Source organism: Polynucleobacter sp. JS-Fieb-80-E5 (assembly GCF_018882015.1).
In the GTDB taxonomy this organism is placed as follows: Bacteria; Pseudomonadota; Gammaproteobacteria; order Burkholderiales; family Burkholderiaceae; genus Polynucleobacter.
Window position 1 is genome coordinate 86,954 of sequence record NZ_JACVPH010000001.1, and the last position, 18,172, is coordinate 105,125.

Below are 18,172 nucleotides of genomic sequence, written 5' to 3' on the forward strand. Positions count from 1 at the left end.
CCTTACGGCTAACTGACCGACTTATTTAGCTCGTTTTTTGAAAGCAATGAGCTGGGCTAGCGAGCGCAAGTGCAGTTTACGCATGACCTGCGCCTTGTACTGCTTGGCCGTGTACAGTGAAATCTGTAGTTTTTCTTGAATTTCTGCATTACTAAACCCTAAAGCAAGCAATTCAAGCACCTCAAGCTCCCGTGGAGCCAAGGCCTTAACGTGCTCCTCAAAAGCTTTTTGCTCAACATAGCTGCGCATATTGTTAGCATCTATATCTAAAGCCTTGATTACCGCATCCAAAAGGGCGTCTCGCTCAAATGGTTTGACTAAAAATTCAATAGCGCCCTGCTTCATTGCTGTAATCGATTGTGCAACAGTGCTTTCGGCGCTAATAAAGATAATTGGCACCTCACGACCACGCTTTATCAACTCCGCCTGTAGTTCTACCCCAGTCATATCCGGCATGCGCATATCAGTAATAACTACTGCTGGCGCAACGTGAAGTGGAATCTTTAAAAACTCTATAGCAGAAGCAAAGGGGTAAACCCGGTATCCAAGAAACTCCAAAAGACTCGTTAAAGTAGCTCGCATCGAAGCATCGTCCTCTATTAAGAAGACATGTTTCAAAACATCATGGATTGCAGCTTTACCGGTCATTGTTACTTGTTGCCCAAAAATTACTCTCTCGGATTATGACAAACATACTGCCCATCAATATCCCTCGATCGCGGGATACGCTAAATCCTCAAATCATCGACTGGGATTGGGGGGGGGAAGACGAGGCTAAAAGTTGCGCCAGCATTTGACCCGCGCTTATAAAAAATATCTCCGCCATGTCTAGTCATGATGTGTTTGCACAACCAAAGGCCCAAGCCCATGCCCGATTCTTTCTGTGAGTCTAGTAACTCAAATAATGAATGCTCTCTTTCAATAGGAACACCCGGACCGTTATCGCTAATATTGATTGTGACTTGTTCGCCCTGAAGATTGATGGCAATAAGGATATGTTTTTTCTCTATATTGTTCTTACTTTTCAGGGACTGAATAGCGTTATTTAAAACATTGAGAATGGTCTGATGAATCTCAATCGAATTAGCATTGATGTAGCACCGCTCTGGCATCTCAATTAATAATTCAATATTCGAGCCTCTGCACTCTGGCTCTACCAATTGGGCTATTGAATAGACGAGCCCAATCAAATCAATTCTCTCTAACGTAATCGCATCACCGGAGAACAGTGCGCGCAGTGAGCGAATGATTTGTCCCGCTCTTCTTGTATCAGCCTCAATAGAATTGACGATATCCTTTTCTAGATCGAGTTTAACTACATTTCTGTCCATTAGGGATTTAAGATGCTGCGCATTTAAAAGAGATGCGCCAAGTGGTTGACTTAACTCGTGCGCTAATGATGCAGCTAAAGCGCCGGTGCTAGCAGTCTTGTTGGACTTCAGTAGATAAGAGACTAATTTTTCGCGCTCAACTAAAAGCTCTTGTATTCTCGTCCGCTCTTTTGATGCAATGTCATACTTATAGGTTGATTCACGCTCTTTTTTCCACAGTCTGCGGTAAAGGTAAGCGTTGATCAATATATAAACTATCACGTTAATCCCATTTGATGTCCATGACATCATGCTGGACAATAGATCAGCGTTTACGATATTTTGTATATTTAAGTGAGGGCTCCGATTAACCGTAATTATTCTGAATGAGTAGGCGGTAACTTGTAAAGCCAAGAAGAAAATTAACACGCCAACAACGTAATCTCTTTTTTTCCGTAGGTAGTATGCAATGGAAAAAAACTCCCAAATCATCAATGGAATTTGTGTGCCTGCCACCGTATTTACGCGAGCAACAAAGCTATTCTCCTTTAGAAAAAAATGAAGGAACACAAAGCAAAATATTACATAGCCAATAGCTAGGATATACATCACCGACCTCTTAATAGGAGCATTCCAACTGCTTAAGAAGAGAGCAAGCAACACAACAGATGCTATGTATAAATAGTTTGCAGGAAGTAAACAAACGGAACCAAAAAACGGAACCAAAAACCAAAAAAAATAAGCAATGCTTCTCAGCAAAACTGTATATCGCCAGAATAGAGAGGATTCTAAGGAGTTATGGAGTTGATTATCAACTTGCACGGTCAAGAATATTCCAAATAGGATTAGTCCGAATATTCCAAACAGCAGTTGATTCATTAATTCCACTTGGTAACTCCGTTGTCTTTTGGTTGAATAGAGATTTTAGCTTCAGCCTCTTTTTTCACCAATCTATCGCACTCAATCAGCTTCTCGCCTGTAATGACTCGATTGTCATTTAGCGGTAACTCTACCGCAGGCTTACTCTTCCAAGGGGAATCTTTCACGACTTAATTCTTCCATGATTTCAGGTTTGCTAGCGCCATTACGCCTATTGGTGCCGTGCTTCTTCCAATGTGCTTGATCAGCAATAATCTCCGCCTGATCCTTCTTGCGATCCTCTTCCAGTGAAGTTAATCGCTGGGGATTCATCGTTCCGACGATTTCAAGGTCATTGGTGCCCATATAGATATTCTAAGTGTTACGTAAGTAACGGTTGGCGAAACAAATTGGTTAGACTAAGCCAATGAATACCCCCTTGTCACCTCAAGAACGCATCAGGAGAGTTGCGCTTCTTTGCACTCATTGCTTCCGCAATTTTGCCTTCTATCGGGCAGGATGGAAAGGATTTCACCTACAAGCTAAAACACAATTCCTTAGTACGGCAAATAGCGGATTTATAGATATAGGGTACCTGGAATGGTGCAAGCTCTTTGCAGATCTAAAAGGCAATCATCATTGGCACAAGGTAATCCGAGATCATCAAAATTTTGAATCAGAATTACTTAATTTCTTAAAAATCACTCCTGAAGAGTTCTCCACTTATATCCAAGCGGTACGGACATATAGAGATAAATTTATAGCCCACCTAGATGATGAAAGAGTGATGCATCCACCAAAAACGAAAATTGCCAGAAATTCAGCTGCATTCTTATATGACTATCTTAGAGTCCACCCTGAAGCCAGCCAATCACTTCAAGATGCAAATCTAACGGGTAGAGAGTATTACGAGCACCTATATAGACATGCATTTTTTGCTTATAAAAATGTGTTGCAAAGAGATTAATTTGATTATTCAATCGCACAGTCAATCGCACAGTCATTTTTTGACCCCTAAGACCATTGATTTATATAGAGTTTTAAAGAGCCACGACTTCTTTTAATCCGTTGGTCGCGAGTACGAATCTCACCAGCCCGACCCCACCAATATAAATATCGTCACCTTGAGCTTTCCAAAACCAAGAAATACTGTTAACCCCTCGATCCATGGAGTAAATCAATTTCAGGCGTTCGTCTGGCCCTCATCACTCCATACCTAGTTGCATCCCAAGCATGATCCTCAGCATCGGTATCTACGTCTTCGGGGTTTAATGAATCTGGGGGTAGTTGAGGAATAGTTCTTAACCAGTGCTTACAGGTTGAGAAAATCTTGAGCCTGTCTTCAGCTAGCAGCCGGATGATTTCTTGAGCGCCGTTTACTCTGCTTCTGGGAGCGTTGTAGGCTTCCGTCCATTTCACGCCTTTATCCCTGAAGATTTGCCCTATGGATCTCTCCGCTCCTATCTTGGAAAAGATGGATGGGTCGGCTAGGTTCATGCGGTATTCGTATCCAAGTCGCTGGTCGTGGATCTCGATCTTCTTAATTTTTTCAGCAACTACTGTCGCATCCTCTCTAGTGCCGGTGTTTTCTTTATCGCCATATCCATAGAGCTCTCTCCATAGGTAATAGACTCCATCATTGGATAGTGCAAACCAATAGACGGCATATGGCCTGGCATAACCCCAATCCATTGAGCGCCATACTTTCCATGTTGGTGGAATTGCGAAGGGTTCTACAACGTGTTTAGAGGGCTGCCATACGCCTTCCAAGAAACTTCCCACATGGATATCCCAGTCACCTTCTAACCATGCCCTACGCCTATTTGGATCGCTTAGTGACTCTAAGCTCATGAGGTAGTTGGGGTCATTTCTGAGTAGGTGAGTGTTCTCATAAATCGTCGAATGTATTCGGACCCTGGGTAATGCGCCTTCTTGCTTAATGATCTGTCCTGCCGGTATTGCCCCAATCTGAAATCTTTCCTTTACTGATGCGTGTCCCACTCCAAATGGATTGCATGTTGCCCTTACCATTCTTGGCATCCCAGGATGGGATGACCTGCAGGTGGAATGCATTGCCTCGTAGAACGAGAGGTTGCGCCAGTTAGTTAACTCTTCAAATCCTAGCCAAGGGTATTCATGGCCATGGTAATTCCAGTAGTCGTCTTCGTTAGCTCCATAACGAAAGTACAGCATTTCCCCTGTGGGCCACTTCCAGACATAGTCAGATTCATTGAACTTGGCACCAGGGAAGATTTGATAGAACCAGCGCTTACTCTTGGCTACTACGTCAGCTAGTTGCGGGTAAGTTAAGCGAAATAATGTACCGCGCCAATGATCGCCAAATCCTCTGCCTACGTGCTGTGCATAGCTCATGAGCAAGGTATCGGTCTTACCCCCTCCTCGGGTGCCCTCTAGCAATACTTCATACACTGGGCAAGTCAGAAACAAAGTCTGACTACCGGGCAATGGTGCCCAGATGGTTTTCATGGACTAGTGTTTTGCTTGGGCGGCCTGCTCCCAATCATCCATACTCATGGCGCTTGGCACTACCAAGACGCCACTTTGTAGTGGCGCCCCATCCTTACCCGTATGCTCGATTGCAGATAGGCGCGGGTGAACATAGGGGGCAGCGTGTCTTGCGATGGTGGCAGCCATGTTCAGGAGTTTGATTCGACTCTCGGTGATCATGATGTTATGGTCATGACCAACACCTTCATGAGCATGATCATCATGCTTGTTGTAGTTTTCTGCCTCCTTGTAAAGCGCCATCATGGTGCTCATCATGACTTCTAAGGGTGTGATGCCTTGTGCAGCAGCTACCTCTGCGATTTCACGAGTCCTCTTGGTGAGGCTGCCCTCTTTACGCCCTGCTCCTGGCCTAGCTCCTCCTTTATTTGCCGGCTTTGCTGTTGGCTTTGATTTCTTTTGATTGTTTTCAATCATGATGATGCTTCTGGTCTTCTGATCATCTTCAAAAGATGAGGTTGCAATGCTACTGAATCGCCAAAGGGCTCATCAAACTCAATGATGATTCTCTGGAACAGATCATGACGACTTTGAGCCCCGCGATGCTTTACAACTGTGCCTACGCGGCCACTTGGAGTTTTAACGATCGATCCAATTGGGAAATCCTCCATATCGGGTCGATCAATGATTCCGGCTATACATGGGTTAGCTTGCATGGGAAGCCTCCGTTGTAGTTGGGATCTCTTTTCTTTTTCGCAGTTCAGCAAAGATTCTGGTTTTGAAAGAGTCATAACTCTCCGAGCCTTGAGCTCGCATTCCGAGTTCTCGTCCTTTAAGGTCGATTCCCTCATTCGATTTCCACCAGGTATCTTCGGAAGAATCTAGGGCTTTCCTACGTATCCCTTTGAGAATGGCCAGAACAAATCCAGCATTGATCGGGGTAGAGCTTGATGCCCTCCTTCGCATTTCCTTTGCCTGGGCAATAGCCACCTCAACATCTTCAACGGTTAGGCCTTGTTGAATCAACTGGGCAATACGCTCATCGTCTTCTCCAATATTTAAAACCTCCTTTTCAAAAAGAGTTTTAATTTGTTTTTTCCTTTCACCATCGCCCTGTAAAACTTTTTCGATTTCACCCCCATTGTTTTGTTTGTCTGGTGTATGGAGATTGGTGACTGGTGTCTGGTGTTTGGTGTCTGGTGAGCATTGCGTTCGCAATGCGGTCGCAATGCGAACGCATGCATTGTGAGGGTCATTTTCTTGGCGCAAATCATCTGACTGAAATGCTTGCCAACGGCCTTCAGCACTGCGCCTGGCTTTGATTTGCTTGTCTTTAAAGCGAGCTATTTCATGATCACAGCGCTCTTGTCTCCAGCCATCTTCGGTGAGAGTAAAAAATTCATTTAGGACGGAGACAACTGAATTTTTTTCTTCTTTTGATCGTGCATTGATCAATCGTTGCACTAGCTTTACATCAATCGGCAATGGTTTTTCTGTGGCGTAATACTTTCTAATTAAACGGCTATAAGTAGCGTCTTCGATAAAGGTCAAATGTGCAGTGGCTTCTGCGTAATCTCCAATGTGATGCTCGTAGTAGTTCATTTAATACTGTCTCCGCGTTGTTCTTTTCTTGCATGAAATAATTTATGCAAGAGATGAATCTAACAATCGGAAAGCGTATCGTCAAACGCGTTTTTTCTGAATTTATTTTTAATTTATTTATATAACAAATGTCTGTAATCCCATTTTGAAAAATTCGTGGGAATTTATTTCTTGAGTCGAAGTCTTAATTGATCTACGCGTGTCCACTGCTCTCTTAGCTCTATCAGAATTTACTGACTGGGCTGTAGTGCTTTATTTAATTGGCTTTTGGTACTTCTATGAATAAATATTTTTTGTAGTCAAAAATTAATTTGTGTTTATAAAGTGGGTATTGATTTTTGATTGACCACCAAAATTTCATTGACTACATTGCAACTCAGTAGCACACAGATTCGCTTACAACAACACACAACAGGAGATGAATTTAATGGTGGCAATTCGGTTATACAGCTTGTATCGCTCTTATGGATATACAAAAATGAGTTCTGCGAAGATGGCTTTGCAGGTGTATCGAAAAAATATGAAGCGCGCCCGAAATGGGGGTAACTGTGAGTAATACGAATCCACAAACGCCGCCAATAACCCTGATGAGAATTCCGCAAATACTAAAGGTGATGCCAGTTTCAAAATCTAAGTTCTGGCTGATGGTTCAGAAAGGTGAGTTTCCGAAGCCCATCAAGATAGGCAGATCATCTTTTTGGACGATTGAGCAGGTTCAAGCTTACTTGCGTGAAAGGACGGGCAATTCTTAGGGGTTCATAACCTCTGAGGATTCTCAGGGGGTTGGTAATTGGATAATGGAGGTATGACTACATACTCTTCATCCAATTGCTCTCAAAAATTTTCAGTAGATGTGTTTAGCGAACGGCGCCCTCTAAGTGAAAGTCCTTGGCTGCACATAGGTGAATTCGAAGATTTGAACCAAGCCATCAATAGCTGCAAAAAGGTAGTTGATGATTTTTTGAGTTCTCGCGTAAATGTGGCCGAAAGTGCTAACCAGCTAGTTGCTGACTTTCTGTATCACGGCGATGTCCCAACCATCAGTGGCGCCGAGAATCTACGCTCTTTTGATGTCTACGAATACCTTGCTGAACGTAGCTCGCAAATACATAACCTAAAGGGATCTAATTAGGTCCAAATTGAGACGCTGTTTGTGTGGTGGGTAGAGTGGTGGGTAGAGGAGCCCCAAAAACATAGAGCCCCATGGTTAGAGGCTCTGCTGTCGTATATGGCGGAAGAGGTGAGATTCGAACTCACGGAGGACTTTCATCCTCGCCAGTTTTCAAGACTGGTGCATTCAACCGCTCTGCCACTCTTCCTTTGCGATTTCAGTCCTAGATTATAAGGAATTCGGTGAGCCACTACTTAAAAATGCAATAAGCCCCCTTCTAAAGATTGCTTCCATTGGCTTAAATACTCTATGTGCACCAACCGATATAGCCTTTTCTCTGATAAACTAGTCAGATAACTAGTCAGGAGTACGGGTGATGAATAAGCACTGGGCAGTTCAAGATGCCAAAGCAAAATTTAGCGAGTTACTAAACGCCTGCCTTGAAGAAGGTCCACAAGTGGTTACTAAGCGGGGGCATGAAGCAGCCGTATTAATCACCATCCAGGAGTGGAATACATTGAAAAAGTTAGCTAAACCTTCTCTTAAATCGCTTTTGCTTTCAGAGCAAGCCAAGGGTGACCTAGTGCTGCCAAAGCGTGGCCAAGGTGTATTTCGAAAATCCATCAAACTGTAAGACTGCTCATGTACTTACTAGACACCAATATTATTTCAGAACTACGTAAACCAAAACCGCATGGAGCAGTATTAGAGTGGTATGAGAACATTTCAGATAATGATCTTTATATTTCCGCAGTCTCGATCGGTGAAATTCAAGCAGGCATTGAGTTGACTCGTGAGCAAGATAAAAATAAAGCAGAGTCTTTGGAGAGTTGGTTGCAACAAGTTTCAAATGCACATCATGTCTTACCGATGACGGGATCAACCTTTAGATTGTGGGCAAAGCTCATGCATAAAGAAAGTAATACCGTTTGGGAAGATGCCATGATCGCAGCGACAGCTATTGATCAGAAACTCATTGTGGTCAGTAGAAATATAAAAGACTTCAAACGATTTAAAATTAATTTACTGAACCCATTCGAATATCGAGCTCAAGTAGATTAAGACCTCTTAATTAAACCTTCTAAATGCTTGGCAATAGCTAGGCTGGAGGTTAATCCTGGGGACTCAAAGCCATATAGATTAAAGAGTCCTTCCAGGCCATGGTCCTTGGGCGTATTGAAGCAAAAGTCGCCTGCAGGGGCATTTGGTGGGACTATCTTTGCCCTTACGCCGGAGTAATCGGGCTGCAATGCATTGTCCTTAAGGCCTGGCCAATAGCGTCTGACAGCCGCATAAAAGCCTTCACCACGCTTGGGATTTACCGTGTAATCGATTTGGCTTTCCTCATCGATTTCAAGCCATTCGACGTCAGGCCCAAACTTGGCCTGCCCGCCCATATCTAACGTTAGATGTACACCTAGCCCACCAGGTTCAGGAATTGGATAAATCAAATGCTTGAACGGTGATTTTCCAGAAAGAGAAAAATAATTGCCTTTAGCGAAATACGCTTTCGGAATTTGCTGCTGTGGCAGACCTTCTATTTTTTGCGCAATTGCTGGAGCACTCATACCCGTGCAATTAATCAGCAGTTTCGTTTGAATCTTCATACCATCTGCGCCACCGATTACTAATTCAAATCCGTCCTTAGCATTTTCGCCAATCGGTTTTGCACTGATGAGCGGGGATTGATAGGCAATCATGCCGCCAGCGTCCTCGAACCCGCCAAGCAAAGACAACATAAAACCATGGCTATCGACAATGCCTGTTGTTGCTGAGAACACTGCTGCGGCACAGTGAAGTTCAGGCTCCATGAGTTTCGCCTGCTCACCAGTAATCATTTTGATTTCAGGAACATTATTTTGCTGCGCTTTATAGAGAATTGCCTGCAGATCGTCTAATTGGGACTCATCACTGGCAACGATCAATTTTCCGTAAGGTTGCGTGGCAACATGGTGGGTGCGGCAATACTCATAGAGCATGCGATTACCCTCGACACACAGCTTGGCTTTAAGCGAATCCTTGGGATAATAAATACCGGCATGAATGACTTCGCTATTACGCGCACTGCTAATCGTGCCAAATGCGCTTTCCCGCTCGAGCAAAATTGTTTCGCGACCCTGCAGGGCCATTTCTCTTGCAACGGCCAGACCAACCACCCCAGCGCCGATGACGACACAGTCGACTTGATCCATCTATCTGCCCAAGCCTTGAATTATTGTTCTCTGCATCCTGAAATCGTAACATTTTCAGTGTTTTAGTGGGTTTTGGGGTAGTTCTTGATAAAATCTATCAATGTCTTCAAAACCTGCTGCAGATAAGCTGAAAACCCTATTTAGCGCCCAAGATATCGTTCTAGATAGCGCGTATCAAGGCATTGATGCTACCAGCTGGAAATCCCTCTTTAAGCAGGCAAAAGCTGCTCATTTAGAACAATTTATTGCCGATCTTTTCGCTGGCAAGTCAGTGAATAACTCCGAAAATCGTCCTGCCCTGCACTCTGCTCTGCGCAACCTTGACCAATCTCCCGTATTGGTAAATGGCAAAGATGTCATGCCAGACGTTGCTCAAGTTTGGCACCGCATTGAAGCTCTATGCAATAAGTGGGTCGGCGTCACCGATGTCATTCACATTGGTATTGGTGGATCCGACTTTGGTCCGCGCCTCGCCATCGAAGCCTTGGCTCATGTTCCCGATATTGAAAGTCGTGGCATGCGGATGCATTTCTTGGCGAATATCGATACCGCTGATTTGGCTCGCATATTGCAACGCGCTTTACCGCATAGCACTAAAGTCATTATTGTTTCGAAGTCATTTACGACGCTTGAGACCGGCATGAACGCCAAAGCGGTAGTGAAATGGCTTAAAAATAATGGCCTTACCTATAGTCAAGTAAGCAAATCACTCTTTGCGGTTACAGCAAACGTGCCTGCAGCTGAAGAATTTGGCATTAATCAAGACCATATCTATCCGTTTTGGGATTGGGTCGGCGGCCGTTACTCTGTATGGTCTGCCGTAGGTTTACCAATTGCCCTGCAGTATGGCTTTGATACCTTCAAGCAGTTCTTAGCTGGCGCTCAAGCAATGGATCAGCACTTTAAGTCTGCTCCTCTTGAAGAAAACCTCCCGGTCATCATGGCGCTGAGCCTTCTTTATCAGCAAGAGAAAAACAACATCAAGTCGTATGCTGTTATTCCGTATGCGGATGCATTGGATTGGTTTCCGAAGTGGTTACAACAGCTGGATATGGAAAGTAATGGCAAGAGCGTCGACCGCGATGGCAAGCCAGTCAAGTTTTCTTGTCCTGTAGTGTTTGGTAGCTCCGGCAGTAATGCGCAGCATTCTTACTTCCAGTTATTGCATCAAGGTACCGAAATCATTCCGATTGATTTCATCGCAGTACGTGAGCCGATGAGCAATTTGCCTGAGGCAAAGGCGCATCACCGCATTCTGTTGTCCAACTGCCTGGCACAAGCGCAAGCTTTGGCCAATGGCAAAAAGACTGAAAACCCGAACAATACTTATCCAGGCAAACGCCCTAGCAACCTGCTGATTCTGCCTAAGCTCAATGCCTTCTATCTGGGCGCACTCTTGGCGTTGTATGAGAATCGTACAGCTGCATTAGGCGCCCTGTGGAATATCAATAGCTTTGACCAACCCGGTGTAGAGCTCGGCAAAGTCTTGGCTAAACCAATCGAAGCTGCCCTAAAGAATGGTGGCACGGTACAAGCTGAAGCTGGCATTGATGAAGTGACAGCCGCTCGTATTAACTTATTTAATCAATAGCTGATCAATAGCTTATTACTAGCTATATAGATCTAGCATTAGCCTAGACATCGAAAGAAGACTCATGCAACTCTCTCCATCCATTTTCAAAGCTTATGACATTCGCGGCATTATTGATGAGACTGTAGATCCCTCAATTGCCAAACTCATTGGCCAGGCATTTGGTACGGAGATGTGTGAGCTCGGTGAAACAGAAATTGTGATCGGACGTGACGGTCGTTTATCAGGTCCTAGCTTGATTGAGGCTTTGACTGAAGGGTTGCTGTCTACCGGTATTAATGTGATTGATCTAGGAATGGTTGCTACGCCAATGGTTTACTTTGGTGCCAACCAGGTACTCAATGGCAAGAAACCAAAGTCCGGCATCATGATTACCGGTAGCCATAACCCACCGAATTACAACGGCTTCAAGATGGTTCTGGGTGGCGCTGCAATCTATGGCGATCAAATTCAGGCATTGCGTAAGCGTATTGAAGATAAGAAATTCGCTACGGGCCAAGGAACTAGATCTACCTTTGACATATTTCCAATGTACTTAGAGCGTATTGTGAGCGACGTTAAGTTAGCTCGTCCTATGAAGATTGTGGTGGATTGCGGCAATGGTGTTGGTGGTGCTTTTGCTGGAAAACTTTTCAGGGCCTTAGGCTGCGAAGTACAAGAGCTCTTCTGTGAGGTTGATGGTCATTTTCCGAATCACCATCCAGATCCTGCGCATATTGAAAATCTACAAGATCTCATCAAAAACCTGCAAACTACTGATAATGAATTAGGTCTGGCCTTTGACGGTGATGCCGATCGTTTGGGCGTAGTTACTAAAGATGGTCAGGTGATTTTCCCAGACCGCCAAATGATGCTCTTTGCTAAAGATGTGCTCTCACGCAATCCGGGCGGACAGATTATTTATGACGTCAAATGCACGCGTAATCTAGCGACTTTTGTAAAGAAACATGGTGGTGAGCCTTTGATGTGGAAAACGGGTCATTCTTTAGTTAAGGCAAAGCTTAAAGAAACTGGCGCACCACTCGCCGGTGAGATGAGCGGCCATATCTTCTTTAAAGACCGTTGGTTTGGTTTTGATGATGGCCTGTACACAGGTGCACGCTTGCTTGAGATCCTCTCTAAAGAAAAAGATCCAAATCAAACGCTTAATGACTTACCAAATGCCATTTGCACTCCTGAACTGCAATTAGCTTGTGCCGAAGGTGAGCCATTTGCTTTGCTAGAAACCATTAAAGCAAATGCCAAGTTCCCCACTTCTGAATCCATCAATACGATTGATGGTGTGCGCGTGGAATACGCCGATGGCTTTGGCTTGGCTAGACCGTCCAATACGACTCCAGTGGTCGTGATGCGCTTTGAGGCTGATAGTGAAGAGGCGATTGCCCGCATTCAGGCCGAGTTTAAGGCCGTACTATTGGCAGCCAAGCCGGGTGCAAAGCTGCCGTTTTAGCCTCTAATTGCAATACCCACATAATTTATGCGCATATTGACTGCGTATAAATTATGCCTATAATTTAGTCATGATCATTCATGACAATATCCGCACATACAACAAAGATAAAGCCCCTAAAAAGGCAACCAATCTAACGCTCAATACCGAAGTCTTGGCAGAAGCGAAGAAATTGGGCATCAACATTTCTAAGGCATGTGATGCCTTTTTAGAGTCGCTTGTAAAGCAAGAAAAAGAGCGACTTTGGAAATTAGAGAATGCAAAATTTATCAGCGAATACAATCAAATCACCGAAGAAGAAGGTCTTCCACTGGATAAGTGGAGAACTTTTTAATGGCAAGATTTAGCATTTATAAAAATACGGACGATCACACCAAAACCACCCCCTACGTTCTTGATGTGCAAACCGATCTTTTGAGCGATCTCAATACGCGTGTCGTAATACCACTTCGCAATAGCGACCGATATCAACACTTAAACACAACGCAAGACCTAATGCCTCGTTTTAGCATTCAGGGAAGAGACTTTATTCTGGATACCCCAAAAATGGCGGCAATTCCCTCTAAGTATCTAACAAAAGAAATCGGAAACTTAAGGGATCAACAGCATGTTGTTATAGCCGCTATTGATCGTCTTTTCCATGGCTACTAGGGCTCTAGTGAACTAGCGGCTTGCCAGGAGCATGAGTATCCCCAGCTCCAACAGAAACATCTTGAACTTGGGGAACCTCACCCCAAGCGGCATGTTCACGCAATTGCGTGATTTTACTTTAAAAACGCCATTTTTGACACTTTAAAGGGCTATCCGGTCATTAAAAATAGCACCCTGATAACGTTATAACTCATTGATTTATATAGTTTTTGTGGATGCTTAATAATTAGGCAGGAAAAAGTCTCCAAAAGGGGCTATTTTTAGAACTTTTTTGGCCTCATTTCCAGGCTGATGAGAGCGGGAAGAATGACCGACCCATTGGTGCAAATTTCCGCAAAAACTCGGCATTTTGAATATATTTGCCAATTCTTTATGCACGCTAAAATTGCTTATGAGCTCACCTATTGCCTTTGATTACCCCCAGCAAAATGCTGCTGGCGCCACCTGTACCGCCCAAGCTTGGGCAAAAACCCCTCCCCAGCTTCATGGCGCCGAAAAGGCTGCCGTCATTGCCCGCATTAAACAATTATTGGTTGAGAAAGATGCTGCTTTAGTCGCCCACTACTATGTCGACGGCGATATTCAGGATTTAGCAATGGAGACTGGCGGCTATGTTGCTGACTCACTAGAGATGGCACGTTTTGGTAAAAATCATTCAGCAAAAAATCTGATTGTTGCCGGCGTTCGCTTCATGGGCGAGTCTGCAAAGATTCTTAGCCCAGAAAAACGCGTGTTCATGCCCGACCTCGATGCAACCTGCTCGCTTGATCTTGGTTGCGATGCTGCGGACTTTGCTGCATTTAGAGCCGCACATCCTGATCGTGTTGTCGTGGTCTATGCAAATACCTCAGCGGCAGTAAAAGCCCAAGCCGATTGGATGGTGACCAGCTCTTGTGCATTAGCGATCGTGCATCAACTCAAAGTTGAAGGTAAAAAAATCTTGTGGGCACCCGATCGTCATTTGGGTCGCTACATTCAAGAGCAAACTGGCGCGGATATGTTGCTATGGAATGGCGCTTGCATTGTTCATGATGAATTTAAAGCTGTTGAGCTTGAACTTTTAAAGGCCGCCCACCCCAACGCAATGATCTTGGTTCATCCAGAGTCACCGCAAGCAGTCGTTGACCTTGCAGACGTTGTGGGCTCTACCTCTGCCATGATTAAGGCCGTGGTTGAAGGCGCTGCTACTGAGTACATTGTGGCTACTGATAACGGCATCTTGCATCGCATGCGCCAACTAGCCCCCAATAAGAAACTGATTGAAGCGCCAACTGCTGGCAATAGTGCAACCTGTAAAAGTTGCGCTCACTGCCCATGGATGGCCATGAATGGCTTACAAGGAATATTGAATTGCCTAGGAAATGCTTCTGGCGAAATCTTCATCGAAGAACCTATTCGTGTTGAGGCTTTAGGTTGCATTGAGCGTATGCTCGACTTCACCAAAAACCATCCTGACCTTTTAACTAAAGCGCAGCATGGCTTTGTAAAAAATATTGGCGCCGCTTAATTTTTATATTTATATATGTTTAATTACAACGAAACCTTAGAGCAAGCACGCCAACGAAATATTCATGATGCGCTCATGGAAGATATTGGCACTGGTGATTGGACTGCTAAGCTTGTTCCCAGTAAACCTGTTAAAGCTCAGTTAATCGTTCGCCAAGAAGCCGTTCTTTGTGGTGTGGATTGGTTTGAAGGCACATTGAAGAAGCTTGATCCCAACTCCAAAGTAACTTGGCATTACCTAGAGGGCGACATGATGAAGCCCGATACCAAGGTTTGCGATATTGAAGCTGACTCACAAGCACTCCTATCTGCCGAACGTACCTGTATTAACTTCTTGCAAACGCTTTCTTGGACAGCTAGCATTACACGTCAGCACGTTGATGCAATTGCAGGTGCTAGCCCGAATCCAAAGGGCTGCGCGGTATTGGATACACGTAAAACCGTTCCGGGATTACGTCAGGCTCAGAAGTATGCAGTGCTCGTTGGTGGCGGGAAAAATCAACGTTTAGCACTGTGGCACGGCATTTTGATTAAAGAGAATCATATTGCTGCTGCTGGCAGTGTTACGGCAGCCTTAAAGAATGCTCAAGCACTTAATGCTGGAGTGGATATTCAGATTGAAGTAGAAAACTTTGCCGAACTTGAAGAAGCTTTAGCTGCGGGTGCGAAAAGTATTTTGATTGATAACTTCAATACCGATCAAATGAAGCAAGCTGTTGCCATTACCGCTGGACGTGCTTTGCTGGAAGCCTCTGGTGGTATCAACCTAGATCAAATGCGCGCCATTGCAAGCACTGGCGTTGATCGCATCTCCCTTGGAAAACTCACCAAGGATGTGAATGCGGTTGATTTCTCGATGCGCATTTTGTAGCAATTTGGCTATACCAATAGCACTTGAATACCCTTAGTTTCAATTAGCTGAAGTAGCTTGGCAGCGGCACCGCTAGGGTGTTTTCCAGAACCTGTCGACTCCCATTTTTGAACTGTAGAGACACTTACATTTAGTAGTGAGGCAAAAATGGATTGACTCATTCTTGCTTGATGAATGCGTATATCCGTCACTTTTTTAGGTGTAAATAAAGGTGGCTTTTCTAAGCAAAGGGTCTTCATTTTTGCATAATCATGCTTAGTTAAAAGACCGTGCTCCTCCAATGCCTGCGCCATTTCCAATAGCTCGTCAAGCACCCTTCTATCTTCAGATTTTAATTTTTTACTCATTTCAATTTAGCTCCTTCAATATCCCAGCCCTAACTAGTACCCGCAATCTATTTCTATCCGCCTTTTCGAATGACTTAGCAATAATCGTTGCCGCCTCTTGCTCCACATTACTAAAGTCAGAGCCGGGATAACTCTTTTCCCTGCCAACGATAAAAATAATTGCTTCCTTATTTTTCTTGGCAACAATAGTGCGAATGCCCCCACTTTTGCCCTGACCTGGAAGTGGGATTCTCTTTTTACATACCCCACCACCTAAGTCAGCCTCATAAACTCCCCGCTCTATCTCTCTAGCAGCATTACAAAGCTCTATAGCACCAATAATTTTTCTTGCCCAACGATCGAATGTTTTTGTTTTTAAGACTATTTTCATAGTCGAGATTTTAATATATAGCACTCAGTGCTATAACATTGTATCCGACAATGGATTAGGGTTGCAAGTAACCGGCATTTATAGAAGAATTACGCGCAAATCTATAGAGTTAAATGACACAAGCTATGCGCGTCATGTGAGAAGCCTGGCATCTACAACGCGAGAGGGAAGATGAAAAACAAAACTACAAGCCCCTATGATGTGGCAGAACATTTGCGCACACCCCAGGAGATGGCCCTCTATCTTCAAGCATGCATTGAGGAATCAAATGGAGATGTTGAATTTATAGCAAGGGCTTTGGACGATATAGCTAGAGCCCAAGACACAATCCTGAAACCCAATGGGCCAGGGTGCCCTGGGATTTAATACATTACTTACGCTTGCGAGCAAACGCACTAAATTACCCTTCCCTACCCTTATATATAACCTGCTTCTCCAGGGCGTTGCGAATAAATTCAATATTGTTTCGCAGGCTATAACAATCCGCAGTTGCTAGCTTGGCCGCCTTCGAGCCAAGCACCCTTCGCTCCATCTCATTAAGTACCTCAATATATTCACTGCGACGATTAGGGTCAAAGGTTTGAATCGTGTTCTGCTCAAATTTATCCAGCTCTTTATAAATTGAGTTAATTTGCTTCTTAGCAAGATTAGTTCTGTAAGTCGGTATTGACTTAATGACTGGGTAAGCAAAAGCTGCAAAAGGAAGCAAAAGGAAGAACATGCGCTCTAAGAACTCTGCGAGCCAAAATGGCAAATACTTCATTAATGTCGGAGTGCCTTTTTCATAGAAGAACTTTGCCTCATCACTCAATGGCGCTTCGGTATTCATATAGGCTGGAAACTCTCCCGCTTTAGAAAAATAGGATTTGTTACCGTTAATTTCTCGGGCAGCCTCGAGGAATAAAACTTGGATTGCTGGGTGGAGGCGGTTATCTATTAAAAGATTAGTTGTAGTCGAAATCAACTGTATGGGGTGATCGGGAATATTTTTCCCAAGATCAAAGCCGCCCATGGGCACAGTCACTTCCTCGAAGTAAGGCAATAAACGGGTATAGGCGTCTGCACGCGTAAATGAAGTTAGCTTAATTGCTGGATTTTTAATGAGTCTCTGTACATTTGGTGAATCAAAACCATCTACCAAAATCACGGCATCAATTTCGCCACGCTCCAAAGCGCTTACACCTTCGGCATTCCCAAGACTAAGTAAATTAGGGGCATCACCATTTAAGCCATTAAGTTTAAATATTCCGAGAGCCTGCGTACGCGTTCCACTCCCCACCGGGCCAATATTGATTTTGAGTTTGGCAATATCTCTATCGGATACGTGAATACTTTCATTGAAGGCATTCTTACGATAAAACATCCAAAATGGTTCATAGTCAACACTACCAAGGGATTCGACACCAGAGAGATTATCTACAGCAATCATTCCGCCCTGAACCAGGGCTGCTTGAATTGGATCTTTGCGATCCATGAGATGTTGGAGATTCTCTTTCGATCCGTGGGTTTCTACTAATTTAAGTTCAATACCTTTTTTCTCAAAATAGGTCTTATATTTTTCACCCAATACTTTGTAGGAGCCACCGGTACCGGTCGCCATTAATACTTTGTTCGGTGGCGCAGGCTTTGCATACCAAACCAGGATAGATAAGGCAAGAATTAATAAGAAAACAAGTGGCCAGACTTCTCTTAAAGCACTAAACCAATTCTTGATTTCATCTGCTGCCGTTTGGTAAACAGCAGAGATATGTTCGCTGACTTCTTCTTTAAAACTGGCCATGAAAATCCTCTTAAGATATGGCTAGCTTATCATCAAAAACCCTGTTTTTAGCAGTTGAAATGGGCTT

Annotated in this window: 23 protein-coding genes and 1 tRNA gene; 11 read left to right on the plus strand and 13 right to left on the minus strand. The window is 44.1% G+C overall.

The genetic code is table 11. From position 1 onward, the window contains the following. Positions 1-21 precede the first annotated feature (21 nt). The 4 genes from ICN44_RS00300 to ICN44_RS00315 all read right to left on the minus strand — a co-directional run bounded on the left by ICN44_RS00300 (position 22) and on the right by ICN44_RS00315 (position 2,534). Positions 22-648: a response regulator transcription factor gene (locus tag ICN44_RS00300; protein WP_071467889.1), complete on the minus strand. Its 627-nt coding sequence runs from the start codon at positions 646-648 to the stop codon at positions 22-24. Between the two features lie 80 nt (positions 649-728). Then, positions 729-2,189 carry a sensor histidine kinase gene (locus ICN44_RS00305; protein ID WP_216261933.1) on the minus strand — a complete coding sequence of 487 codons (1,461 nt, stop codon included), beginning with the start codon at positions 2,187-2,189 and terminating at the stop codon, positions 729-731. Beyond that, positions 2,189-2,356: a hypothetical protein gene (locus ICN44_RS00310; protein WP_216261935.1), complete on the minus strand. Its 168-nt coding sequence runs from the start codon at positions 2,354-2,356 to the stop codon at positions 2,189-2,191. Before ICN44_RS00310 ends, ICN44_RS00305 begins: the two co-directional genes overlap by 1 nt. Continuing rightward, complete coding sequence (locus tag ICN44_RS00315) at positions 2,331-2,534, minus strand: hypothetical protein (RefSeq protein ID WP_216261937.1); 204 nt, start codon at positions 2,532-2,534, stop codon at positions 2,331-2,333. The genes ICN44_RS00310 and ICN44_RS00315 overlap by 26 nt, the downstream gene beginning before the upstream one ends. Positions 2,535-2,595: 61 nt before the next feature. Here ICN44_RS00315 and ICN44_RS00320 point away from each other — a divergent pair, with 61 nt between their 5' ends. After that, positions 2,596-3,135, plus strand: a complete 540-nt coding sequence (locus ICN44_RS00320) for a hypothetical protein (protein WP_216261940.1) — start codon at positions 2,596-2,598, stop codon at positions 3,133-3,135. Positions 3,136-3,320: 185 nt separating this feature from the next. Here ICN44_RS00320 and ICN44_RS00325 read toward each other — a convergent pair whose 3' ends face one another. Genes ICN44_RS00325 through ICN44_RS00340 form a run of 4 tightly spaced genes read right to left on the minus strand, consistent with a single transcriptional unit; the run spans position 3,321 to position 6,236 of the window. Continuing rightward, positions 3,321-4,655, minus strand: a complete 1,335-nt coding sequence (locus ICN44_RS00325; protein ID WP_216261943.1) for a terminase family protein — start codon at positions 4,653-4,655, stop codon at positions 3,321-3,323. Positions 4,656-4,658: 3 nt separating this feature from the next. Next, on the minus strand, positions 4,659-5,111 hold the full coding sequence (locus ICN44_RS00330) for a hypothetical protein (protein ID WP_216261945.1): 453 nt from the start codon (positions 5,109-5,111) through the stop codon (positions 4,659-4,661). After that, complete coding sequence (locus ICN44_RS00335) at positions 5,108-5,350, minus strand: hypothetical protein (RefSeq protein ID WP_071461902.1); 243 nt, start codon at positions 5,348-5,350, stop codon at positions 5,108-5,110. The genes ICN44_RS00330 and ICN44_RS00335 overlap by 4 nt, the downstream gene beginning before the upstream one ends. Next, positions 5,340-6,236: a YdaU family protein gene (locus tag ICN44_RS00340; protein WP_216261947.1), complete on the minus strand. Its 897-nt coding sequence runs from the start codon at positions 6,234-6,236 to the stop codon at positions 5,340-5,342. The genes ICN44_RS00335 and ICN44_RS00340 overlap by 11 nt, the downstream gene beginning before the upstream one ends. A gap of 587 nt (positions 6,237-6,823) precedes the next feature. Between ICN44_RS00340 and ICN44_RS12380 the strand changes: the two genes are divergently transcribed. Together ICN44_RS12380 and ICN44_RS00350 are read left to right on the plus strand one after the other, a co-directional pair. Further along, positions 6,824-6,988, plus strand: a complete 165-nt coding sequence (locus ICN44_RS12380; RefSeq protein ID WP_370624856.1) for a helix-turn-helix transcriptional regulator — start codon at positions 6,824-6,826, stop codon at positions 6,986-6,988. A 53-nt stretch (positions 6,989-7,041) separates the two neighbouring features. After that, positions 7,042-7,368: a hypothetical protein gene (locus ICN44_RS00350; protein WP_216261949.1), complete on the plus strand. Its 327-nt coding sequence runs from the start codon at positions 7,042-7,044 to the stop codon at positions 7,366-7,368. Positions 7,369-7,465: 97 nt separating this feature from the next. Here the strand turns inward: ICN44_RS00350 and ICN44_RS00355 are convergent. Further along, positions 7,466-7,555 (minus strand) — tRNA-Ser (locus tag ICN44_RS00355). A gap of 168 nt (positions 7,556-7,723) precedes the next feature. Between ICN44_RS00355 and ICN44_RS00360 the strand changes: the two genes are divergently transcribed. Together ICN44_RS00360 and ICN44_RS00365 are read left to right on the plus strand one after the other, a co-directional pair. Continuing rightward, positions 7,724-7,981, plus strand: a complete 258-nt coding sequence (locus tag ICN44_RS00360; RefSeq protein WP_071465897.1) for a type II toxin-antitoxin system Phd/YefM family antitoxin — start codon at positions 7,724-7,726, stop codon at positions 7,979-7,981. A gap of 8 nt (positions 7,982-7,989) precedes the next feature. Beyond that, a complete protein-coding gene (locus tag ICN44_RS00365) occupies positions 7,990-8,409 on the plus strand; it encodes a type II toxin-antitoxin system VapC family toxin (RefSeq protein ID WP_071465898.1) in 420 nt (139 codons plus the stop codon). On the opposite strand, the gene ICN44_RS00370 is transcribed toward ICN44_RS00365, so the two are convergent. Next, positions 8,406-9,539 carry an NAD(P)/FAD-dependent oxidoreductase gene (locus ICN44_RS00370; protein ID WP_216261952.1) on the minus strand — a complete coding sequence of 378 codons (1,134 nt, stop codon included), beginning with the start codon at positions 9,537-9,539 and terminating at the stop codon, positions 8,406-8,408. The two genes, ICN44_RS00365 and ICN44_RS00370, sit on opposite strands and share 4 nt — an antisense overlap. 100 nt (positions 9,540-9,639) lie before the next feature. Here ICN44_RS00370 and pgi point away from each other — a divergent pair, with 100 nt between their 5' ends. The 6 genes from pgi (at position 9,640) to nadC (ending at position 15,608) form a co-directional block, all read left to right on the plus strand. Further along, entirely contained in the window at positions 9,640-11,130 is a 1,491-nt protein-coding gene (gene pgi / locus ICN44_RS00375) for a glucose-6-phosphate isomerase (RefSeq protein ID WP_216261954.1), read from the plus strand. A 64-nt stretch (positions 11,131-11,194) separates the two neighbouring features. After that, positions 11,195-12,580: a phosphomannomutase/phosphoglucomutase gene (locus ICN44_RS00380; protein ID WP_215319945.1), complete on the plus strand. Its 1,386-nt coding sequence runs from the start codon at positions 11,195-11,197 to the stop codon at positions 12,578-12,580. A 70-nt stretch (positions 12,581-12,650) separates the two neighbouring features. Then, positions 12,651-12,914, plus strand: coding sequence for a type II toxin-antitoxin system CcdA family antitoxin (locus ICN44_RS00385; RefSeq protein ID WP_216261956.1), 264 nt, complete (start codon positions 12,651-12,653; stop codon positions 12,912-12,914). Continuing rightward, complete coding sequence (locus ICN44_RS00390; protein ID WP_216261958.1) at positions 12,914-13,231, plus strand: CcdB family protein; 318 nt, start codon at positions 12,914-12,916, stop codon at positions 13,229-13,231. Before ICN44_RS00385 ends, ICN44_RS00390 begins: the two co-directional genes overlap by 1 nt. Before the next feature lie 391 nt (positions 13,232-13,622). After that, a complete protein-coding gene (gene nadA, locus ICN44_RS00395; protein WP_216261960.1) occupies positions 13,623-14,738 on the plus strand; it encodes a quinolinate synthase NadA in 1,116 nt (371 codons plus the stop codon). Positions 14,739-14,753: 15 nt separating this feature from the next. Further along, positions 14,754-15,608 carry a carboxylating nicotinate-nucleotide diphosphorylase gene (gene nadC, locus ICN44_RS00400; RefSeq protein WP_216261962.1) on the plus strand — a complete coding sequence of 285 codons (855 nt, stop codon included), beginning with the start codon at positions 14,754-14,756 and terminating at the stop codon, positions 15,606-15,608. A gap of 8 nt (positions 15,609-15,616) precedes the next feature. On the opposite strand, the gene ICN44_RS00405 is transcribed toward nadC, so the two are convergent. The 3 genes from ICN44_RS00405 to ICN44_RS00415 form a co-directional block, all read right to left on the minus strand. Next, positions 15,617-15,955 carry a DNA-binding transcriptional regulator gene (locus ICN44_RS00405; RefSeq protein WP_076024163.1) on the minus strand — a complete coding sequence of 113 codons (339 nt, stop codon included), beginning with the start codon at positions 15,953-15,955 and terminating at the stop codon, positions 15,617-15,619. A 1-nt stretch (position 15,956) separates the two neighbouring features. Further along, complete coding sequence (locus tag ICN44_RS00410) at positions 15,957-16,325, minus strand: type II toxin-antitoxin system RelE/ParE family toxin (RefSeq protein ID WP_216261964.1); 369 nt, start codon at positions 16,323-16,325, stop codon at positions 15,957-15,959. 400 nt (positions 16,326-16,725) lie between these two features. After that, entirely contained in the window at positions 16,726-18,105 is a 1,380-nt protein-coding gene (locus tag ICN44_RS00415) for a TAXI family TRAP transporter solute-binding subunit (RefSeq protein ID WP_216261966.1), read from the minus strand. Positions 18,106-18,172: the final 67 nt, after the last annotated feature.